The 19,454-nt window shown below is 52.5% G+C and carries 18 protein-coding genes and 1 pseudogene; 8 read left to right on the top strand and 11 right to left on the bottom strand.

Translation table 11 applies throughout. The annotated features are described in order from the left end of the window. Positions 1-92 precede the first annotated feature (92 nt). Positions 93-776 (top strand): IclR family transcriptional regulator, encoded by a 684-nt coding sequence (locus ACT3TF_RS08790; protein ID WP_096281914.1) that lies wholly within the window; start codon positions 93-95, stop codon positions 774-776. Between the two features lie 181 nt (positions 777-957). On the opposite strand, the gene ACT3TF_RS08785 is transcribed toward ACT3TF_RS08790, so the two are convergent. The 4 genes from ACT3TF_RS08785 to ACT3TF_RS08770 all read right to left on the bottom strand — a co-directional run bounded on the left by ACT3TF_RS08785 (position 958) and on the right by ACT3TF_RS08770 (position 3,632). Next, on the bottom strand, positions 958-1,254 hold the full coding sequence (locus tag ACT3TF_RS08785) for a DUF1330 domain-containing protein (RefSeq protein WP_441686789.1): 297 nt from the start codon (positions 1,252-1,254) through the stop codon (positions 958-960). Between the two features lie 21 nt (positions 1,255-1,275). Then, positions 1,276-1,785, bottom strand: a complete 510-nt coding sequence (locus ACT3TF_RS08780) for a hypothetical protein (protein ID WP_193063439.1) — start codon at positions 1,783-1,785, stop codon at positions 1,276-1,278. A gap of 117 nt (positions 1,786-1,902) precedes the next feature. Next, complete coding sequence (locus tag ACT3TF_RS08775; protein WP_441686788.1) at positions 1,903-3,207, bottom strand: PQQ-dependent sugar dehydrogenase; 1,305 nt, start codon at positions 3,205-3,207, stop codon at positions 1,903-1,905. Then, complete coding sequence (locus ACT3TF_RS08770) at positions 3,204-3,632, bottom strand: DUF2231 domain-containing protein (RefSeq protein WP_444672047.1); 429 nt, start codon at positions 3,630-3,632, stop codon at positions 3,204-3,206. The genes ACT3TF_RS08775 and ACT3TF_RS08770 overlap by 4 nt, the downstream gene beginning before the upstream one ends. A 314-nt stretch (positions 3,633-3,946) precedes the next feature. On the opposite strand from ACT3TF_RS08770, the gene ACT3TF_RS08765 reads away from it, so the two are divergent. Then, a complete protein-coding gene (locus ACT3TF_RS08765; RefSeq protein ID WP_096281909.1) occupies positions 3,947-5,128 on the top strand; it encodes a M24 family metallopeptidase in 1,182 nt (393 codons plus the stop codon). A gap of 52 nt (positions 5,129-5,180) precedes the next feature. Further along, complete coding sequence (locus ACT3TF_RS08760) at positions 5,181-6,596, top strand: YfcC family protein (protein ID WP_444624511.1); 1,416 nt, start codon at positions 5,181-5,183, stop codon at positions 6,594-6,596. A gap of 19 nt (positions 6,597-6,615) precedes the next feature. Here the strand turns inward: ACT3TF_RS08760 and ACT3TF_RS08755 are convergent, their stop codons facing one another. Next, positions 6,616-7,512: a LysR family transcriptional regulator gene (locus ACT3TF_RS08755; RefSeq protein WP_444672046.1), complete on the bottom strand. Its 897-nt coding sequence runs from the start codon at positions 7,510-7,512 to the stop codon at positions 6,616-6,618. Between the two features lie 148 nt (positions 7,513-7,660). Here ACT3TF_RS08755 and ACT3TF_RS08750 point away from each other — a divergent pair. Together ACT3TF_RS08750 and ACT3TF_RS08745 are read left to right on the top strand one after the other, a co-directional pair. Beyond that, positions 7,661-7,864, top strand: a pseudogene (locus ACT3TF_RS08750) (transposase); the annotation flags it as partial. Between the two features lie 58 nt (positions 7,865-7,922). Next, positions 7,923-8,249, top strand: a complete 327-nt coding sequence (locus ACT3TF_RS08745) for a LysR substrate-binding domain-containing protein (RefSeq protein ID WP_444672045.1) — start codon at positions 7,923-7,925, stop codon at positions 8,247-8,249. Between the two features lie 11 nt (positions 8,250-8,260). Here ACT3TF_RS08745 and ACT3TF_RS08740 read toward each other — a convergent pair whose 3' ends face one another. Continuing rightward, positions 8,261-9,196: a LysR family transcriptional regulator gene (locus tag ACT3TF_RS08740; protein ID WP_441686605.1), complete on the bottom strand. Its 936-nt coding sequence runs from the start codon at positions 9,194-9,196 to the stop codon at positions 8,261-8,263. A gap of 180 nt (positions 9,197-9,376) precedes the next feature. Between ACT3TF_RS08740 and ACT3TF_RS08735 the strand changes: the two genes are divergently transcribed. Together ACT3TF_RS08735 and ACT3TF_RS08730 are read left to right on the top strand one after the other, a co-directional pair. After that, a complete protein-coding gene (locus tag ACT3TF_RS08735) occupies positions 9,377-10,501 on the top strand; it encodes a M20 family metallopeptidase (RefSeq protein ID WP_193063447.1) in 1,125 nt (374 codons plus the stop codon). Between the two features lie 73 nt (positions 10,502-10,574). Next, positions 10,575-11,969: a YfcC family protein gene (locus ACT3TF_RS08730; RefSeq protein ID WP_217990295.1), complete on the top strand. Its 1,395-nt coding sequence runs from the start codon at positions 10,575-10,577 to the stop codon at positions 11,967-11,969. A gap of 15 nt (positions 11,970-11,984) precedes the next feature. Here the strand turns inward: ACT3TF_RS08730 and ACT3TF_RS08725 are convergent, their stop codons facing one another. The 5 genes from ACT3TF_RS08725 to fhuE form a co-directional block, all read right to left on the bottom strand. Next, positions 11,985-12,794 (bottom strand): ABC transporter ATP-binding protein, encoded by an 810-nt coding sequence (locus tag ACT3TF_RS08725; RefSeq protein ID WP_096281899.1) that lies wholly within the window; start codon positions 12,792-12,794, stop codon positions 11,985-11,987. Then, complete coding sequence (locus ACT3TF_RS08720; protein WP_096281898.1) at positions 12,791-13,834, bottom strand: FecCD family ABC transporter permease; 1,044 nt, start codon at positions 13,832-13,834, stop codon at positions 12,791-12,793. Before ACT3TF_RS08720 ends, ACT3TF_RS08725 begins: the two co-directional genes overlap by 4 nt. Continuing rightward, entirely contained in the window at positions 13,831-14,859 is a 1,029-nt protein-coding gene (locus tag ACT3TF_RS08715) for a FecCD family ABC transporter permease (RefSeq protein WP_255249114.1), read from the bottom strand. Before ACT3TF_RS08715 ends, ACT3TF_RS08720 begins: the two co-directional genes overlap by 4 nt. Before the next feature lie 25 nt (positions 14,860-14,884). Further along, positions 14,885-15,880 carry an iron-siderophore ABC transporter substrate-binding protein gene (locus ACT3TF_RS08710; protein WP_427046946.1) on the bottom strand — a complete coding sequence of 332 codons (996 nt, stop codon included), beginning with the start codon at positions 15,878-15,880 and terminating at the stop codon, positions 14,885-14,887. A gap of 85 nt (positions 15,881-15,965) precedes the next feature. Further along, positions 15,966-18,143: a ferric-rhodotorulic acid/ferric-coprogen receptor FhuE gene (fhuE, locus tag ACT3TF_RS08705; protein ID WP_255249113.1), complete on the bottom strand. Its 2,178-nt coding sequence runs from the start codon at positions 18,141-18,143 to the stop codon at positions 15,966-15,968. Positions 18,144-18,667: 524 nt separating this feature from the next. Here fhuE and ACT3TF_RS08700 point away from each other — a divergent pair. After that, positions 18,668-19,390 (top strand): MIP/aquaporin family protein, encoded by a 723-nt coding sequence (locus ACT3TF_RS08700; RefSeq protein ID WP_096281894.1) that lies wholly within the window; start codon positions 18,668-18,670, stop codon positions 19,388-19,390. Positions 19,391-19,454: the final 64 nt, after the last annotated feature.

The following is a 19,454-nucleotide window of genomic DNA, read 5'->3' as shown; positions in this document are numbered from 1 at the left end:
TTATGGCAGAACGTTTTTGGCATGTCAAATCTGTTCTATTTTAAAATTTATATGTTCTGTCAGGTAGAACTAAGTGCGAATGGAGGTGTAGCTTGGTCCAAAAGCAAAATCGAGTAGAAGCTGTTGAGCGTGCTTTAACGATCCTGGAAGCGTTTACGGATCAGGAGAGATCGCTATCGCTCGTTACGTTAGCGGAGCGTACCGGGCTGTATAAAAGCACTATCCTTCGGCTGATAGGATCTTTGGAGCGCTTTGGCTATATCGTGCGTGAAGGCGATGGCACCTATGCTTTAGGCCCCAGCCTGTGGCGGCTAGGGAATCTATTCCGCCATACCGGCGATATGGGTGAGCTGATTCGCCCACAGCTGGCTCACCTGGTAGAGCAAACTCAGGAAACGGCATCGTTCTTTATCCGCTTGGGTAGCCAGCGCATGTGCCTTTATCGGCTTAACTCGCCAAAGCCTGCTCGGCATCATCTGGATGAAGGCGCGCTACTACCTATCGACCGGGGTGCGACAGGCCGCGTTCTTTTGGCGTTTAATGGGGAAGAAGGCGCGTTTTATGACGATATCCGTGCTAAAGGCTATGCCTTCTCAAAGGGCGAGCGGGACCCGGATGTTGCTGCCATAGCACTACCTGTACTTGATCGGCATGGAGTAATGCGAGGCTCAATATCCGTTTCTGCGTTAATTACCCGGCTAACCGATGAAAAGGTCGAATCAACAGTCGCACTACTCCAAGCGAGCTGTGACGCCTTGCGTGAGACCATGCCTTAGATAGTGAAGGGGCCTGCTCTTTGGCTGCTTGCTGTGATAGACAAAAAGATATTCAGGCTATCGTTTGAAGCGAAATTTTTTGGGTGGAAAGTAAAGAAAATAGTAACGCAGGTAACAGAAAGGGCCGTTCGTTAAACCACGAATGGCCCTTTCTGTTTCTAAGCGTTGCTGCAAAAAGGCTTTAGGCCTCTTCAACCCCATCAACAATAAACACGCGGTAATCAGCCCCTAGGAAGCGGTGCTTGCGGGCTTCCTGGTAGGCGGGGCTTTGGTACCAGGCGCGGGCGGCGGCCATATCGGGAAAGCGCAGAATCACAGCGCCTTCCATTGAGCTGCCTTCCATTACTTCAACGTCACCGTAGAAGGCGAGCGGCTGTGGGTCGTGGCCTTCGCGGGCCGCTTTGGCCTTTGTGGCGTATTGCTCCATTTCCTGGGCGTCGTGAGTGTGTTCTCGGGTGAGTACGACATAAGCGGGCATTACATTATCCTTACGTAGCGGTTAGTGCTGCTCGGTTTCAGGCTCGATCACGATTTCTTGCTCTAGCCGCTTTTCTTCCAACGTTGCTAGAGCAATTTGGTAGCAATCTTCGATATGGCGGTTGCCTATGTACTTCATGGACGTGAAGCTAATACCGCCAGCCACAGCGCTGCCGATGAAGGGTACGAACTTGGTCGTCCCTTTTGCGACCATCTTGACGCCCATCTTTTGAAGCAGCGATAGAACCAGTTTTTTCGTGATGTACTTCCCGGCCATCTTGCTGCCTACATTGGAGATCGCCGTCATGACCATTATCTTGGATTCTGTATCCAAGTTTTCAATCTGCTCAGGCTTTAAACCAAATTTATCATTGATCTTCGGAATGAGCCTTAGCAGAAGGGTCACGTCCGACCCCAAATCCAGGCCTGGGATGGGGATAACGGCAGCGCCCGCTGAAAGCGTTGAGCTCTTTGTTACCATTGAGTAACAGGACTTTTTAACTTTTTCGAGCTCTTCTAATGATTCGATCATATAAGGCCCTCTGTAAAGAAACAGCGTTGATGATCAATCGCTACTGCGATTTTTTTCCATCGGGAAAAGCAGCAGCCATATCGGCTGCCGCCTTATTCATCCCACTAGAGAATAGCGTTACTCATTACCGTCGTACGTTACGCGCCAAATGGCATTCGTTAGGTCATCAGCGATAATAAGGGCGCCCGCAGGGTCAATGGTGACACCCACTGGCCTACCGCGGGTTTGGCCATCTTCGGTGAGAAAACCGGAAACGAAATCAATCGGGTCGCCGGAAGGGCTGCCGTCACTGAAGGGCACAAAGACCACCTTGTAGCCAACCGGGTCTGAGCTGTTCCAACTACCGTGTTCGCCGACAAACGCGCCCTCAGCGAACTCATCACCCATTTCAGGCGTGGAGAAAGTAACGCCCAGTGGCGCTCTGTGCGAGCCAAGGCTGTAGTCCGGCGCAATCGCGGATGCAACTTTGTCAGGGTCTTGCGGTTGAACGCGCGTATCGACGTTCTGCCCCCAATAGCTGTAAGGCCAGCCATAGAAGCCGCCTTCCTGAATGGAGGTGAGATAGTCAGGCACTAAGTCTGGGCCGAGTTCATCGCGCTCGTTCGCCACTGCCCAAAGCTGATTGGTTTCTGGCTGAATGGTCAGCGCCGTGGGGTTGCGCACGCCGGTGGCGTAAGCGCGATGAGCACCGGTCCTCGCGTTAATTTCCCAGATTTCAGCGCGGTCGACCTCGGCTTCCATGCCACGCTCGGTGATATTGCTATTGGAGCCAATACCAACATAAAGAAAGCGCCCGTTAGCGCTGGCGGTCAGTGATTTGGTCCAGTGGTGATTAATCGCCGACGGAAGCAGTGTCACGACTTCTGGTGGGCCGCTGGCTTCGGTCTGGCCTTCCTCATAGTCGAAACGGACAAGCGCATCTTGGTTGGCGACGTAAATGTTGTCATCCACCAATGCTAGCCCGTAAGGCGCGTTGAGATTCTCGGCAAACACCGTTTGCTCTTCATAGGTGCCGTCACCGTCAGCGTCACGCAGCAGCGTTAGCCGATTACCACTCTCAACCGAGGTGGTGCCGCGTGCCTGAATTAATCCAGCGATAAAATCCTTCGGCCTTGATTTTGGCGCTTCACCGCCGCCTTTGCCTTCTGCCACCAGAATGTCGCCATTAGGGAGCACGATAGTCTGGCGCGGTACTTTCAGATCGGTGGCGATCGCCGTGATCGAATAGCCTTCGGGTACGATGGGCTGTTGATCGCCCCATTCTGCTTGTTCAGGCACGGTCATGTTAGGCAACAGCCCGCGCTGCGGCTCGGGCAGCGTCGGGTTAGCGCCATACGGCTGTTCCGATTGAGCGACGCTGCTGCCACTGGCTCCCAGTAACACCGAAAGCGTGCTGACATAAACGAGATTAGACACTTTCATGGCTTACCCTCGGCGCTGAGACGTGAGAAACCGACCAAAGTCGCCGCGCAAGCCAGCACGGTAACAACGATCGAAAGAATTAAGCCGGTCGGCATCATGGCCCAGGCATCTCGTGCATGAACCAGCGCGTTAATAAAACCAACGAACCACGTGACCAGCAGCAGGGCAACGTAAATCAGCGAAAGGCCACGACGGCCGTCAGCGCTGAATAGGCCAATAAGGGCGGCGAGCAACGCCAAGCCGTTGAAAACGAGCCCTCCTGCAATAAGCCAGGAAGAAAAGGTGCTCCACTGTATATGGAAGTTCGATGAGTAGGCGTAATCGCTCAGCGCGGCGCCCAGGAAAAGGGGAATCATTCCGGCAAGCAGTACGGCATGAAGCGGATGTAACCCGCGTCGATAAGTGCGGTCGGCGGTGGCTATCACGGCAATCTCCTTATGCTGATCAAGCTAATGGATGTACCTGAAATGTTAGCTGCTCGTGCCAAAACACGTCAGGGAACGACGTCATATTCGTTAGTGCGCAGTATAGTTGACGCATGGCATTCTGACCAAAGTGAAGCTGGGGGAGCGGCGGCCTACCTCCATTCATCGTCGATAAATCACGGAGATAGTCTAACAGGGAACCAAACGCAACTATCTTTGATATCTAAAAGATATCGAGCGACATTAACTTAGTATTTTACCCCTACTGGAAGGCGCTGATAGCTTCTTGAAGTGACTTTCTCAGGAGCTTGAGCATGATTTTGGAAATTTCCGTTTCAGAAATTAAAGGTAGACAAGAAACTTTTTTAACTAATTTAAAGAATAAGGGCTGTGATGCTGCCTTGCTCTTTAGCGTTACCGATATTTTCTATCTCACTGGGTTTAACTTTCGTCCTTCAGAAAGGCCCATGGCTCTTATTGTGGATGGGAAGGGCGCATTTAGTCTGTTTGTTCCTAAAATGGAAGTTGAGCATGCGCGAGAATACGCCGTTATTACCGATACGTTCGATTATCCTGAGTACCCGGGTATTACGCATCCGATGGAGTATCTCAAGCAGGTGCTGCAAGATAAAAATTTCAGCGCTTTAAGCGTTGGCGTCGATGCTGAAGGTTATGGTTCTGCCAAGGGATACGCTGGCCCCGCCATTACGGCGTTAGTGTCGTTTGCTAAGAAGGTATCTATTAAGGGCGTCGTCGAAGAACAGCGTTATATCAAGTCGACGACTGAAATCGAGTTAATTAAAGAGTCGGCGCGCTGGGGGAATCTCGCTCATAGCTTGCTTGCTAAATATACCCTGGCAGGCGGGCGGGAAATGGAAGCGGAAAGCCGCGCCACGCAGGAGGCAACCAAGGCGATGTTTGAAACCTTGGGCGCTGGGTACCGGCCCTACGGTTCGCCTGCGCATGCGTTCTACCGTGGACAGATTGGCCCGCACTCCGCTTTTCCTCATTCGCAAAACCAGAACGCCCTGTTCAAGAAAGGCTATAACGTCGTTTCTCAGGCAGCCTGTGATGTGTGGGGCTACAAGAGTGAACTGGAACGCACCATGTTCATTGAAGAGGCGTCTAAGGTGCAGGAGGAGTTCTTCCAGCACATGTATGAGGCGCAGGAAGTGGCTTTCAAAAACATCAAGCCGGGCATTCCTGCTTCAACCGTGGAGCAAGAAGTGCAACGGTACTTTAAAGATAATGGACTAACGCAATACGTTAAACATCATACCGGTCACAATATGGGGCTTTTAAACCATGAAGCGCCGTTTTTTGATCTAGGCGATCACACTCTTCTGCAAGCTGGCATGGTCTTTTCGGTTGAGCCTGGGCTGTATGTTGAAGGCTTGGGTGCTTTTAGACACTCCGATACTATCGTGGTAACGGAAGATGGCATGGATATGATTACTTATTTCCCCAGAGATTTTGAGTCGTTAATTATCGGTTAACAAATAGGGCAAGGCTATTTACCTTGCCCTTATAATTTTTAGGGAGATAAAAATGAAAAAAATAGAACCTGATACGCAGGCACTTAAAAAGAAGAAAAGCTTACCTGATTCTTATGTGATTCTTTTTGCGATGTTGGTGGTAGCGTCTATCTCGACGTGGTTTATTCCTGCAGGAAGCTTTGAACGTACCACCGAAGGCAGCGTTGCGATGGTGGTGCCAGACAGCTATGTATCGCTTCCATCTACCCCGACCACGCTTTACGATTTTTTTCTTTCGATACAGTCAGGCCTAACCGACTCGGCGGGCATCATATTTCTTGTGCTGACGATAGGCGGCGCTTTTGCCATCTTGGATTATACTGGCGCCATTCAAGCGGGAATAATGCAACTGATCAAAAAAACACGTGATAGGAAGTATGCGTTGATCGTTGTTGTATCGATCGCCTTTTCAGCTGCGGGCTTTATTGGGGCGTTACAAACCGCAGTTATCGCCTTTATTCCTATTGGCATCATTATTGCGAAAGCATTCAAACTCGACGCGATAGCGGGCGTCGCTATTATCTACCTAGGGGCTTATGCAGGCTATACGATTGGGGGGCTGGACCCTATCACGACCGGGTTTGGGCAAGAGATAGCAGGACTCCCGGTTTTTAGCGGCCTTTGGTTTCGTTTTCTCGTTTATCTTTGTATTTTAGCGTCTACTGTCCTGTACTTATGTCATTACATTTCGAAAATTTCAAAAGATCCCAGCCGGTCTGTGCTTGGAGCTATCCCGTTTCCTGCGGAAGTTGAAAATACCAATACGATTCCAGATGAATTCAACAGTAAACATAAGGTGGTACTGGGTTATTTCACGACCTGTATGGTCGGTTACATTGTGGGTGTGTTTAATCTAGGTTGGGGCCTTAATGAAATGGCGGCGCTGTTCCTGGTAATAAGCCTGGGGACCGCTGTCATCGAAAAGATATCGGCTAATCAGTATGTGACGCTTTTTGTAAAAGGAGCGCAGGGCATGCTGTATGCGGCCTTGATTGTGGGTCTGGCCCGAGCCATTGTCGTCGTGCTTAGTGACGCCAATGTGTTGGATACTATCGTCAACTCAATGGCTATTTTACTGCAGCCATTATCCAGCATATTTGCGGCGTGGGGAATGTATGCCTTTAACTTGGCTTTCAATCTGATTATTAGCTCTGCAAGTGGCCAGGCAGCTATTGTGATGCCTGTTATGGCACCGTTGGCAGATACGATTGGCTTGACTCGGCAAGTGGCTGTGTTGGCCTATAATTTTGGTGATGGGTTTACCAATATCATTACGCCTACTTCGGGTATTTTGATGGCCAGTATAGCGATTGGCGGAGTGCCTTGGGTCAAGTGGCTCAAGTTCGTCTTTCCCTTGCTGTTAATTTGGATGGCCATTGGTGCTATAGCGCTTGGCATCGCAGTCGCGATCAATCTCGGTCCATTTTAACGTCGGTAGGCACGCTCGGTTATTCGATCGTGCCTGCCTTGAGTCCCTGCTTTATATACTGAATAAAAAAGCCTGCTGTATCGGTTAATAGGTTGGGATTCCAGGCCATCGAACTGATTTTTTTGACATCTGAGCTGATGTCCTTATACACCACATGTTCATTTTTAATGTATTTGGCGGAATGGGGGAGTAGCGTAATGCCCATTTCAGCGGCGACCAAGGCGACCAGTGTTTGCTGCTCTTGGGCGGTTTGAATGACGTTGGGCATAAAGCCATGGTCTTTGCAGAGTGACATGATGGCATCGTAGTAACCATGCCCCGCGCTTCTAGGTGTCATCACCCAGTTTTCATCGCAAAGTACGCTCACGTCGATAATGTGATCGGCATCCGCCAAGTGGTGGCTTTTGGGCAGGCAGGCAATGAAGCGCTCCTCCAATATGACGAGACTCTCGATTCTTTTATCGGCCACAGGGGAAACCAGGAAGCCGATATCGATTGTGCCATGGATAAGCCCTACGATCTGGTCATAGGTGGTTAATTGCTGCAAGCGTATATCGACCCCAGGGTGGTGTCGCTTGAAATCTTTAACAATGATGGGGATAAGGTGAAACGACATGGTGCCACTAAATCCGATTGAAATGGCACCTTCTTTTCCTTGAGCGATTCTTTGAGTGAACTCGATTTCTTTATCTAAATTGGCAATGCATGCTCTAGCTGCTTCTAAAAAATGTTGACCTGCCGGTGTAATCTTAACTTCTTTATTATTCCTAATGAGCAACTGAACGCCAATCTCTTCTTCAAGATATTTTATTTGATTACTTAACGGCGGCTGAGAAATATTGAGTAACTTAGCGGCGCGCCTGAAATGCAGCTGCTCCGCTACCACGATAAAGTATCGTAAGTGTCTCAGTTCCATGATGTTCTCTCGGTTGTCGTTCAACGCTAGCCTGGTTGCTGATTATAATACCTTCATCGGTCGGGTAGCGCAGTGACACGAGCGATGCCCCCCCTGATTGAGTAGCGCTACACTTTAGAGTCCGATCCTATGCGTTAGGAGATTGGACATGAATAAGCGTTCTAGCGAAGAGCAAATCATTGGTTTCCTGGGCGAAGACGAAGCGGGACTGCCCATCAAGGAGCTATGCCGTCGGCATGGTTTCTCGGAAGCCAGCTATTACCTTTGGCGCAGCAAGTTTGGCGGCATGAGCGTGCCTGATGCCAAGCGGCTCAAAGAACTCGAAACTGAAAATACGCGATTAAAGAAGCTTCGTTTGTGACTTAAATCAATCACTGTACATCGTCGGTTTCAGGTGGTCGCGCGCGGGCTTGGACTTTCCTTATGCCATGTACCGCCACGGTGAGCATCTCTCAGTGAAAGGGCGTTATGTGATTTCGGTCGACGACGGGAATGCTGGACTTGCCGCAGGGCTGGCGGGGCTCGGCGTGCTTTGGCTCCCGGATTACATGGCCAAGGAGCACGTGTCCCGCGGGGAGCTGGTTCGCTTGTTTGACGAGTGGCACCTGGCACCGATGCCGATGTACGTCGCATTTCCACCGAATCGTCACGTCAGCGCTAAGCTGCGCGTATTCATCGACTGGGTGGTGGAGTTGATGGATCAGCATGCGCCTATCGTGGGTCGGTCGGCTACGTAAGCTGCCAGCCGTTATTCGCGCCAAATTGACTGAGACTGCATCGAGTTAACCAGGACTTTCCAAAGATGCTCCGCCGCAGGTGTGAATCTGCGCCCTTGGCTACGGACAAGGTGACAGGTCGCGGTATAGGAGAGCGGGTGGTCAATTGGAATTGCCACAATGTCACCGCGCTCAACTAAATGCCGAGCTAACGGCCGCGTCATAAAAGCAATGCCTAACCCTGACATCACTAAAGCCGCTGCCGTCGAAAAATGATTACATTGATAGGCAGGCAGTGGCGCCAGCTGCTGTTCACGAAACATCTCATTGATGTAAAGCTGAATGCCGAACTGCTCTGCCATAAAAACTAACCGTTGGGCTGCCAACGTTTCAAGTGTGATGGATTCCAGCGTTGCAAGCGCATGATCCGGCGGGAGGATCGCGCAAATAGGCCCACGGTTAAAGCTGCGAACCATGACCGGCGGGTCGCCTAGCGGCCCAAAGCTAATCGCCATGTCAACTTTTCCGCGCAATATCATGTTGATGGTTTCACTCATGTTGCCCGAGTGAATATCGACAAACACATCAGGGTAATCCGCACTAAATTGCGCTAGTGGCCCTTTCACGAACTCACTGATCATACCTTGTCCAACGCGAAGGCTAACGCTGCCACGGCGCAAGTGGCGCATATCTTGTAACGTCTCGGCTAGCTGGCGCCGACGGTAAAGCATCTCTCTGTGATGCTCTATCAAAAGTTTACCCGCTTGGGTAACCACTACGTTTCTGCCCTGTTTTTCAAGTAATGGAATTTGTAAGTAGCGCTCAAGTATCGCTACCTGACGACTAACCGCGGATGGATTGACGCCTATCGCTTCAGCGGCTGCTCTAATGCCACCCTGCATGGCGACCTCATAAAGATAGGCCAGCCTATTTTCGGTGATTTCCTGGCCTATTTGTTGCTCTCTCATTGGCATTGCCCCTGTTGGCACTAATGTATAACAGTTGCTTTCAAGGCAACGATTATGTTGCTTGCTTCTTATTCTTTCTACTGTGAGGCGACCACATACTGATGATTACCAATAGAGCAGCGCGCCGTATTTAAGGCTTTCAACGACGCGTCGGCTTGTTATCGACAGTGATGAGGTTGTATGAAAACTATCCACGATTATTTGCACGCAAATCAACGATTCATTTTGGACGATATTGAAAAACTGGTAAGAGCTGAGTCGCCCTCGAATGATAAAGCGGCTGTCGATGCGTGCGGACAAACGTTGAGCCAGTTATTTCTGGATAGGCTCAACTGCCAGCCGGATGTTTACCCACAGGCCGAGAAAGGCGATCACCTCGGCTTTACCATAGGTGAGGGCAAGCGCCAGATACTCATTCTTGGGCATTTTGACACGGTCTGGGATATCGGGCGGCTTTCTATTCGACGTGAAGAAGACAAGTTTTACGGCCCGGGAATTCTCGATATGAAGGCTGGCCTTGTGCAGGCGGTTTGGGCTGTTAAAGCATTAAACGAGCTAAACCAGTTACCCAGTGCACGCATTCGCTTTCTCTGCACCAGTGATGAAGAGTTGGGAAGTCCCACGTCCCGTGAGCGTATCGAACAGGAATCTGTCGCTAGTGATGTCGTGCTTGTCGTTGAGCCGGCCACCGCTACAGGCAGCGCGTTGAAGACTGCTCGTAAAGGCTCGGGACGCTTTTACATGCATATTACGGGTAGAGCGGCCCATGCGGGTAATAACCCAGAAGACGGTGTGAACGCGATTGAAGAGCTTGCTCATCAAGTTCAGTACCTGCATAGCTTAGCCGATACTTCCCGCGGGACGACGGTTAATGTCGGCATGGTTCAGGGCGGCGGGCCACTTAACGTCGTGCCGGAGACGGCAGAAATAGGTATTGACGTAAGAGTGTCCGCTCTAGATGAAGGAGAACGACTACAGAATGCGATTTATAACTGCCAGCCTCACCACTCTGAAGCAACGTTAAAGGTGACAGGTGACATGACGCGCCCACCGATGGAACGTACGCAAGCAACGGAAAAGCTATTTTTGATAGCCCAAAAGGCAGCGGGTGAGCTTGGCTTTGAGCTAAAAGAAGCCTCGGTAGGCGGCGGTAGCGATGGCAATTTTGCGGCCGCTAAAGGTATTCCTACCCTGGATGGTTTGGGGGCTACAGGAGCCGCTCCGCATGCTGAATATGAGCATATCGAAATCGAGACGGTGGTGCCGCGTACCTGCATGCTAGCCGAGCTGATACGTCAAGTTTAACGACGAGAGAACTCTCGGCGTTCGCTTAATAACGTACTGAACATACTTAGAAAAACAGTCAGGAAACGAATACGTGAAGACTAAATCATTACAAAAGTTCACTATGCCCGATGCCTTTGTCATTCTGTTTGGGCTTTTACTAATCGCTTGGTTGTTAAGTTTTTTCATTCCTGCCGGGGCATTCGAACGAACGACGGAAGGCCGTCCAACCGTTATCCCCGGCAGCTTTCATATGGTCGAATCCAGCGGCCTGAATTTTTTTGATATCTTTCTTTCGATTCAGAACGGTTTTGTCAGCTCAGCGAACTTAATTGCGCTCGTATTGGTGATGGGGGGTGCCATTGCGGTTGTCGAGTCTACCGGGGCTATCAATGCGGGTATCAAAAGGCTGGTTGATAAAACTAGAGGCCACAAGTACTTGCTGGCTATCGTCGTGTCGTTTGTATTTGGCGTGGTATCAGCGATTGGCGTTGGATCGAATGCGGTTATCGCTTTTATACCTCTCGGTATCGTCTTAGCGCGAGCGCTTAAGTTAGATGCTATTGCGGGCATCGCGATTGTCTATCTTGGCTATTTCTCAGGTTCCGCAGCCGCTGTTTTCGACCCCATCACGTTGGGTATTGCTCAGTCTATTGCAGGGCTCCCGCTCTTTTCGGGGGCGCCATTGAGAGTTGTCCTTTTCTTTGTCCTGCTCACAGTCACCATTACCTATGTTTGCCGCTATATCAAACGAATTAGCGACGACCCAAGCCGAAGCTTGATGGGTAGCCAGCCGTTTAGCACGGAGGCGGTAGGTGCTGATGATGAAAATCTAACTTTTACACGCCTGCATATCGTAATTTTAAGCTTCTTTGTCGCCTGTTTGGGCGTATTTATTTACGGCTCTTTGCGGCTGGGCTGGGGCGTTAATGAGCTTTCCGCTATTTTCATGATTAACGGTATCGGTAGCGCGGTACTTGCTCGGTTTTCGCCCAATCAGTTTGTGCGGATGTTCATGAAAGGTGCCCAGGGAATGCTGTATGGCGCTTTTATTATTGGCATCGCTAAAGGCATCACGGTACTGATGGAAGAGGGGATGATTCTGGACACGGTGGTCAATTCCATCTTTGTACCGCTCAGCACCTTGCCATCCATGTTAGGGGCGTTGGCGATATTCGTGTTCAATCTGTTCTTTAACTTTTTAGTCCCCTCAGGAAGTGGGCAGGCAGCGGTGGTAATGCCTATTCTTACTCCGTTGGCAGACATGCTCGACATTACACGCCAAACGGCTGTTATCGCGTTCAAACTTGGCGATGGCATTACCAATATCATTACGCCTACGTCGGGTGTTTTGATGTCCGTACTGGCCGTCGGCGGTGTTCCGTGGAGTAACTGGGTACGTTTTGCGTTCCCTTTAGTATGCCTCTGGACGTTAGTCGGTATCGCCTTTGTGATCATCGCAGTATTGATTAATTACGGCCCCTTTTAAATATTCAAAGCGAGATCATCTGGCGTCGCGCACCTTACCGTGGCGCCCTAGTGGAATCATCATGGGCTTGCCGCTGACCGGGTCTTCAATGACCCGGCTCTCTAGGCCAAACACCTCCCGCACCATCTGCTCGGTGAGTATCTGCTCCGGCGGCCCCACCGCGTAAACCTGCCCCTTGGCCATCGCTACAAGTCTGTCGGCGTAGCGGGCAGCTAGGTTGAGTTCATGCAGCACCATCACCACGGTGGTACCTCGCGCCTGATTGAGATCAGTCAACAGATCGAGCACTTCAATTTGATGATTGATGTCGAGAAAGGTGGTCGGCTCATCGAGTAGCAGTACATTCGTTTGCTGCGCAAGCGCCATGGCGATCCAGGCCCGCTGGCGCTGCCCGCCCGAAAGTTCTTCTACTGGGGCATCGGCAAGCGCGGTCATGTGGGTGGCCCTCAAGGCCTCCGCGACGGCGGCATCATCGTTCGCATTCCAGCGTTTAAACAGCCCTTGATGGGGGTGACGGCCGCGGCTGACCAGATCCAGCACGGTAATGCCTTCTGGTGCGATAGGGGATTGCGGCAAAAAGCCCAGCTGTTGCGCCAGGCGTCGCGTGGGTAGCTTATGAATAGCATTGCCATCGAGCAATACGTCACCCTGGGTAGGAGCTAGCAGCCGCGAGAGCACGCGTAACAGGGTCGATTTCCCGCAGGCGTTGGCACCAACAATGGCCGTGGTATGGCCGGCACAAACGGTGAGGCTGACATTATTGAGCACGGGGCGCTCCCCGTAGCCGGCCACCAAGCCCTGGGCGAGTAACGAGGAAGCGTTCATAAAGAGCCTCTGCTTTTATTGTCGCGAATAATTAAATAAATAAGGTAAGGGGCGCCCAACACCCCGGTGACAATGCCGACCGGGTAGCGTGCGGGCAGCAGAAACTGACCTGCGTAATCGCCTAGCAATACTAATAGGGCGCCCACCAGCGCAGAGGGGATCAGCAGTGAGCCGTTTCGACCAAACAGGCGCGCGGCAATGGGGCCGGAAAGAAAGGCGACGAACGCGATGGGGCCGGAAACTGACGTCGCGAAAGCCACCAGGGCCACGGCACAAACGACGATAGTGATACGCGTAACGGCTAAACGAACCCCTAAACCTGCCGCTATATCATCCCCCATGCGCATGGTTTCAAGGTCACGGCTACGGCTTAGCAGCAGCCCGCCGAAGAGAACAAGCGCGATGAATAGCGGTAGCGCCTGGTCAAGCTGCGCGCCGTTGACACTGCCGGTCATCCAGCGCAGTGCTTCTTGCAGCGTCCAGCTGGGTGCGCGCATTAGCAGGTAGGCAGTGACGCTTTGCAGCATGGCGGCAAGGCCAATGCCGATGAGAATCAAGCGTCCGCCGGTGACGCCCTGTTGCCAAGAGAGCGCATAGATCAACAGGGCAACGCCCAGCCCAGCGCCAATTGCCACCATGGAAACGGCCGGGCCGCTCATTGATAGCACCACGATAGCGAAAACGGCGCCGGTACTGGCCCCCGTGCTGATGCCAATAATGTCGGGACTGGCGAGCGGGTTGCGTAGCATCGTTTGAAAGGCGACGCCGCCGAGGCCAAAGCAAGCCCCGGTCAGTACCGAAATGACCGCCCGCGGTAGGCGTAATTCACGCACGGTAAAGCCTGCTCCAGGGATTTCCGCACCGCCAAGAACACGCAGTACGGTCATCAGCGGGGTAAAGGACTGCCCCAGCGTTAGCGTCAACGCCACGCCTGCTAGTAACAAAACGACCAGAACCGCCATCATGCGCCGGCGGTGTTTGGCCTGTGCTTGGCGCATTCGACCGAACTCAGCCGTTACGGGAAGCGTCTGGCCGGTCATAGCGACCCTACTTTTCGGTTACGTACAATCCAGATAAACACGGGGGCGCCAATAAACGCCGTCACAATACCTACATCTAGCTCCGATGGTTGCACTATTAAGCGCCCAACGACATCAGACAGCGTGAGGAGTACGGCACCGGCCAGAGCAGAGAAGGGCAGCAGCCAGCGATAATCACCGCCGACCAGCAGTCGGCAGGCGTGCGGCACGACTAGGCCGACGAAGCCAATCGGGCCGCAGACCGCCGTAATAGCGCCGCAGAGCAGTACCGCACCGATCGCGGACATAGCCCGAGCGACGGCGATTTTTTCACCCAGCCCTGCGGCCGTATCATCCCCAAGCGCTAGTAGGTTGAGCTTGCGTGCCGCCAGCAGGGTGATCACAAATCCTACTAGTAAAAAGGGCAGCACTGGCACTATTTGATCATGAGTGGCGCCGCCGACTCCCCCCACCAGCCAAGACTGCACCAGTCCGGCAATATCGTTACGCGGCAAGATGACCGCTGTGGCCAGCGAGCTCAACGCCGCCGTGGTGGCAGCGCCGGCAAGCGCTAGCCGCAGCGGCGTGGCGCCACCGCGGGAGAGGCTCGCAATGGCGTAAACCGCAACGGCCGTTAGCCCGGCGCCCGCAATCGCGGTCCAGATATAGGCAGTCGTTTCATCAATCCCAAACCAGGCGATGCCAATCACAATGGCCAGCGCCGCTCCGGCGTTCACGCCTAACAGGCCGGGGTCAGCAAGCGGGTTGCGCGTCAGGCCCTGCATAACGCCGCCCGAAACGCCCAGCGCGGCCCCGGCAAGCATTGCCAGCAGCGTGCGCGGAATGCGATTGGCCACGGCGGCATCTCCGATGCTTTCGACCTGTCCGCTCAACGCCGCCGCTATTTCTGGCCAGCCAACATCACGGGTGCCAAAGGCCACGGAAAGCATCACCGCCAGGGCCAGTAACGCTAGCAACGCTATACCCGCCGCTAACCGCTTACTCAGTTGGCGCTGCCTAAGGAGCGTACTGTCATCCGTCGCCATCCTATCGCCAGGCGCCGTGACACCGTTAGTCTGACTGACGTGCGGCTTCTGAGAGTAGGTCAGCATAATCGTCTAATAACCAAGGGATCGACATCGGGGTAGGGTTGGCCGCAGCGCCCAGCGGTGTATTGCCCAGCAGCACAATGGCGCCGTTTTCAACGGCCGGGAGTCGGGACGTTAGCGGGTGGGCTTCGAGCTGATCAACCAGCGCTTGGCCACCGTAGGTGACGAGAATATCCACATCGTTGAGCTCATCAATCAGCTCAGAACTGATTTCGCCTGAGTATTTGCCGGGCGGTGAGTTCTGTTTGACGATCGCTGGCGAGACCATCCCTAAATCATGAAAAAACTGCACGCGCGCATCGTTGTCGTTGTAAAAAGAGATACGCCCAAGGTTAGTGGGATCAAGGTGGGTCACGAACATCGCCGTTTTACCTTCAAGCTCGGTATGGGCGGCGGCGGTATCGGCAATGGTTGTCTCAAGACGTTCGACCAGCGCCTCACCTTCTTCAGCCATGCCCATGCCCGCGCTATTGAGCAGAATCATATCGCGCCAATCGGTGGCCCAGGGGCCTTCGGTGTAGGCGACGACCGGCGCTATCTGACTCAAGGTGTCATAGTCGGATTGGCTGAGCCCTGAGTACGCGGCAAGAATGACATCGGGCTGGCTGGCGGCAACGGCTTCGAAATCAATTCCGTCACCTTCGTCGAACAGCGCCGGAAGCGGAGCATCAATCTCTGCAAAATGTGCTTCTACCCAAGGAAGCAGGCCAGAGTTGTCATCGTCACCAAAGCCTGCGGCAGCAAAGCCAACCGGCACAACGCCAAGAGAAAGCGGTATCTCATGGTTTGCCCAGGCCACCGTCGCGATCCGCTCAGGCTTTTGGGTCAGCACGGTTGTGCCCAGGGCGTGCTCAATTTCAAGCGGATATTCTTGGGCGGTAGCCAGTGTTGAGTTCAAAGCGAGTGTTGCAATCATCGCAAGGCCGAGCGTTTTACTACTCAGTAACCAGGTCATCATGACGCTCCAAATGAATAAGATGGCCGCCTCAAACGGTGTTCAAGGCGGCCATGTAGCCATCAGTGGCTGACAGCGCGTGCGTCAATTAGAACGCGTAGCGCAGTGTTGAGGAGATGCTTGCGGGTTCGCCGTAAACGCCGTAGCCACCCACATTGCTGTAGTACTTCTCATCGAACAGATTCTTGACGTTAACCTGAAGCGACAGGTCCGGCGTGAACTGGTAGCGGCCAAACAGGTTGGCCAGCGTATAGCTACTCTGCTCGAACTCGTTGGGTATTCCGGGCGGGGTAGTAAGGTCACCGGCGAAGAGGCTGCTCTGCCAGTTAACGCCACCGCCGAGGGTCAGCTCGCGTAGTTGCGGTACGTTATAGCTGGCGAAGAGGTTGAACAGCGAACGCGGCTGATTAATGTTGAACGAGTCATCGTCGGACGTTGCAGTGAAGTGGGAGTAGCCGACGGTCATATTAAGGTCCTCGGTCACCGCGCCGCTCAGCTCCATTTCAAACCCTTCACTCACTACGCCGTCAGCGGCAGAATAAAACGTCTCGGTTTGGCCAGGGCCCACCATTGGCAGGGCCGCAGCAACGTTGTCCTGCTCGATACGAAACACGGAGAAAGAGCCGTTGAGCAGACCATTGAACCACGCAGCCTTGAGGCCGGTTTCGTAGTTTTTGCCCACGACCGGATCTAGGTAGGTACCGTCAGCATCGCGATAGTTCTGGGGCTCAAAAATTTCGGTGTAGCTGGCAAAGGCCGAGTAGGTATCATTAAAATCAAACACTAAGCCGCCATACGGCGTGACTTCGTACTTGCTCTGGCTATCCAGGCTGCGGAATAGCGTCATCCCATCCCACTCTGTATAGCGTGCGCCCACAATCAGCGTTAGCGGATCAGCTAGCGAAAAGCGCGAGGCAGTATAAACGGCTTTCTGACGGGTGCTGGAAGCTTCAGAAGGGGTGAATTCAGGCCAACCTTCGTTCGGGGCCGAGCCATCCCAATGGTTTAAATCATCAACGTCAAAGCCAGAGATGAAGGTGCTTTCGTAGTCGTTGGTTTGGTCGCTGTAGCTGCCGCCGATGACAAGTTCATGCTCACGACCTAATAGTGCAAACGGGCCGCTGGCCTGGACGTCTACAGAGTCGACTTCACGGTGCCCACGGTTCCATCCGGTAAAGAAGTCCACTCCGCTACCATCCATTTGATCCGGCAGCGTTGCCTCTACGTAAGGGTAAGCCTTCTTGCCATCCATATCGGTTTTTTCATGCGTGCCCACGACGCGCACTTGCCAGTCGTTGTCGAAACGGTGGCTGATTTCAGCGAAGACTTTCTCAGACTCGAAATCGTAGTAGGACCAGTCTGGTGCGACGCTAAATGAACGTGAGTAGTTGGTGGGCGTACCGTTGCTGAACCATAGCGGTAAACCGCCCCAGGTGGGCGAGGAGGTATGGCTATCCTGGTAATCAAAGCCTATCGAAAGCGTGGTGGCATCGGTCACATCGGCGTCGATAATCCCGTAACCGAACGTGCGGCGCTTGTCCTGGCGATCAAGGTGGGCGCCGCCCTCCTCGTAACCGCCGATAAACCGCGCACGCACATTGCCTGAAGCCGTTAGCGGTGTGGTGAGATCAACGGTGGTACCTTGCTGATCCCAACTGCCCAGCGTGCCGGAAACCGAACCAGTAAACTCGCGGCTGTCAGCGTGCTTACGCACAAAGTTAACCGATGCCCCCGGGTTTCCCGAACCGCTAACGAGCCCGTTAGCGCCGCGAATCACCTCAACGCGGTCGTAGATCGCCGTATTCAGCCGGCCTTCGCCGAAGTACCAGCGGTTATCGGTATTGAGCGTCGGAATGCCGTCGTACTGAAAGCTATTGATGCGAAAGCCGCGCGCTGCAAAGCTGACGCGGTCACTATCAACATTGCGCACTGAAATGCCGGTGGTGTTTCTCAAGACGTCTTCGATGGTGGCCAGATTTTGATCCTGAATACGCTGCTCGGTGACGATGCTGATGGCTTGTGGCAGCTCTTTCTGACTCAGCGTTAAGCCTGTGCCTGCGCTAGTGGTGCGCCGCGTATAGCCAACGTTCTCATATAAATTGGTGCCGGTCACTGTCACGGTGCCTAGCGATTCGGCATCGTTGGCGGAACCCGACTGAGCCAATGCGCTGCTCGAAGCAAATAGAGAGCCCGCGATAAGTGCGGTGAAGGTAGCGCTTCGCAAGGAGAAAGAGGCCGTTAAATGGCTAGGCACAGAATGTTGCATGCAATCTAAAACATGAAGTGACGACGTTTTCATATGATCCCTTTAGTCACGCCTTGGCGGCGCTCGCTCATTAGTTTTATATCGTTCAATAACGGGGTGATCATATAAAAATGATTCGTAAATGTAAATGTGTATGAGAATTCTTAGTATTTGATGCTGACGGTAGGCTATTAGCCATTCCTGCAGGATATTAGCTATCAATTGCGCCTATAAATTACGTGGGCTTAACGGTAACGAGCCGGAAACAACTGCATCATAAAATGTTCGTTATTTGACAGGATTTGCTGCCTATGTGAATTAATGATGACTATTAACAATGTAAACTCCATATTAAACTAATGTCTATCGCTCTTTGTATTCCTTTAAAATCAACTGCATATGTGGTTATTTGAAAGGCGTTGTTTTTTTTATATTGTTTTTTTTAATACCCGCTATAGGATGCCAAAAAGAAAAATATTTTCGAAATACAACATTGGCTGCTTTCAATAAAAGCGAGCTGGGGCAAAAAGGGCGGCGGGGTGACAATGCTTGGAACAATTTTTCTACATGAAATAGCCGGTACAGCGGTATTAACGCTCTTGGGGTGTGGGGTGGTGGCTAACGTGCTGTTGAACAAAACCAACGGTAATGGCAGCGATGGTATCGTTATCTTCTTTGGTTGGGGGTTGGCGGTTTTTTGCGCGGTTTACGTCGCCTTTGACACCGGTGCCCATATTAACCCTGCCGTTACCCTTGGACTGCTTGTAGGCCCGGCAACTGAATACGCGCCCGGCATTCCTATCAACGTTGCTACCACCGCCGCCTATTTTACGGCTGAAATCATCGGTGCCTGGCTGGGCGCAGTCGTTTGTTACCTAGCCTATAAAAAGCATTACGATGACACTGAGGATGCTTCAAGCATATTAGCAACGTTCTCTACAGGCCCGGCAATTCCCTCCTACGGGTGGAATCTGGTGACCGAGATCATTGGTACCTTTGTGCTTATATTTGTCATTATCATGTTTGGCCATACGCCGTCAGGGCTTGGCCCGCTGGCCGTAGCACTGCTGGTAGTGTCGATTGGCGCTTCGCTAGGCGGGCCAACAGGCTATGCAATCAACCCCGCCCGAGATTTGGGGCCGCGTATTGCTCACGCGCTACTTCCCATTAAACATAAAGGGACAAGCAACTGGTCCTACGCATGGGTGCCAATCCTAGGGCCCGCTATCGGCAGTGTCCTTGCTGGGCTTGCCGCCTATGTTTATTAAGTCAGAGTTTATTAAGTCAGCATTTATTAAGGCAGCCTGCTGATTTTTTAAAACAATCACTTAA

The organism is Halomonas sp. AOP25-F1-15 (assembly GCF_052378675.1).
In the GTDB taxonomy this organism is placed as follows: domain Bacteria; phylum Pseudomonadota; class Gammaproteobacteria; order Pseudomonadales; family Halomonadaceae; genus Vreelandella; species Vreelandella casei.
Note: the sequence above shows the minus strand (reverse complement) of the source record. Positions and strands in the feature narration are given on the sequence as shown.

What these genes read in the sequence shown, in the direction of transcription:
- ACT3TF_RS08785 (WP_441686789.1), bottom strand. Translation starts at nt 1,254, where the DNA reads ATGCCCGCTTATGTCGTACTCACCCGAGAACACACTCACGACGCCCAG.
- ACT3TF_RS08780 (WP_193063439.1), bottom strand. Translation starts at nt 1,785, where the DNA reads ATGATCGAATCATTAGAAGAGCTCGAAAAAGTTAAAAAGTCCTGTTAC.
- ACT3TF_RS08775 (WP_441686788.1), bottom strand. Translation starts at nt 3,207, where the DNA reads ATGAAAGTGTCTAATCTCGTTTATGTCAGCACGCTTTCGGTGTTACTG.
- ACT3TF_RS08765 (WP_096281909.1), top strand. Translation starts at nt 3,947, where the DNA reads ATGATTTTGGAAATTTCCGTTTCAGAAATTAAAGGTAGACAAGAAACT.
- ACT3TF_RS08760 (WP_444624511.1), top strand. Translation starts at nt 5,181, where the DNA reads ATGAAAAAAATAGAACCTGATACGCAGGCACTTAAAAAGAAGAAAAGC.
- ACT3TF_RS08755 (WP_444672046.1), bottom strand. Translation starts at nt 7,512, where the DNA reads ATGGAACTGAGACACTTACGATACTTTATCGTGGTAGCGGAGCAGCTG.
- ACT3TF_RS08740 (WP_441686605.1), bottom strand. Translation starts at nt 9,196, where the DNA reads ATGAGAGAGCAACAAATAGGCCAGGAAATCACCGAAAATAGGCTGGCC.
- ACT3TF_RS08735 (WP_193063447.1), top strand. Translation starts at nt 9,377, where the DNA reads ATGAAAACTATCCACGATTATTTGCACGCAAATCAACGATTCATTTTG.
- ACT3TF_RS08725 (WP_096281899.1), bottom strand. Translation starts at nt 12,794, where the DNA reads ATGAACGCTTCCTCGTTACTCGCCCAGGGCTTGGTGGCCGGCTACGGG.
- ACT3TF_RS08720 (WP_096281898.1), bottom strand. Translation starts at nt 13,834, where the DNA reads ATGACCGGCCAGACGCTTCCCGTAACGGCTGAGTTCGGTCGAATGCGC.
- ACT3TF_RS08715 (WP_255249114.1), bottom strand. Translation starts at nt 14,859, where the DNA reads ATGGCGACGGATGACAGTACGCTCCTTAGGCAGCGCCAACTGAGTAAG.
- ACT3TF_RS08710 (WP_427046946.1), bottom strand. Translation starts at nt 15,880, where the DNA reads ATGATGACCTGGTTACTGAGTAGTAAAACGCTCGGCCTTGCGATGATT.
- fhuE (WP_255249113.1), bottom strand. Translation starts at nt 18,143, where the DNA reads ATGCAACATTCTGTGCCTAGCCATTTAACGGCCTCTTTCTCCTTGCGA.
- ACT3TF_RS08700 (WP_096281894.1), top strand. Translation starts at nt 18,668, where the DNA reads ATGCTTGGAACAATTTTTCTACATGAAATAGCCGGTACAGCGGTATTA.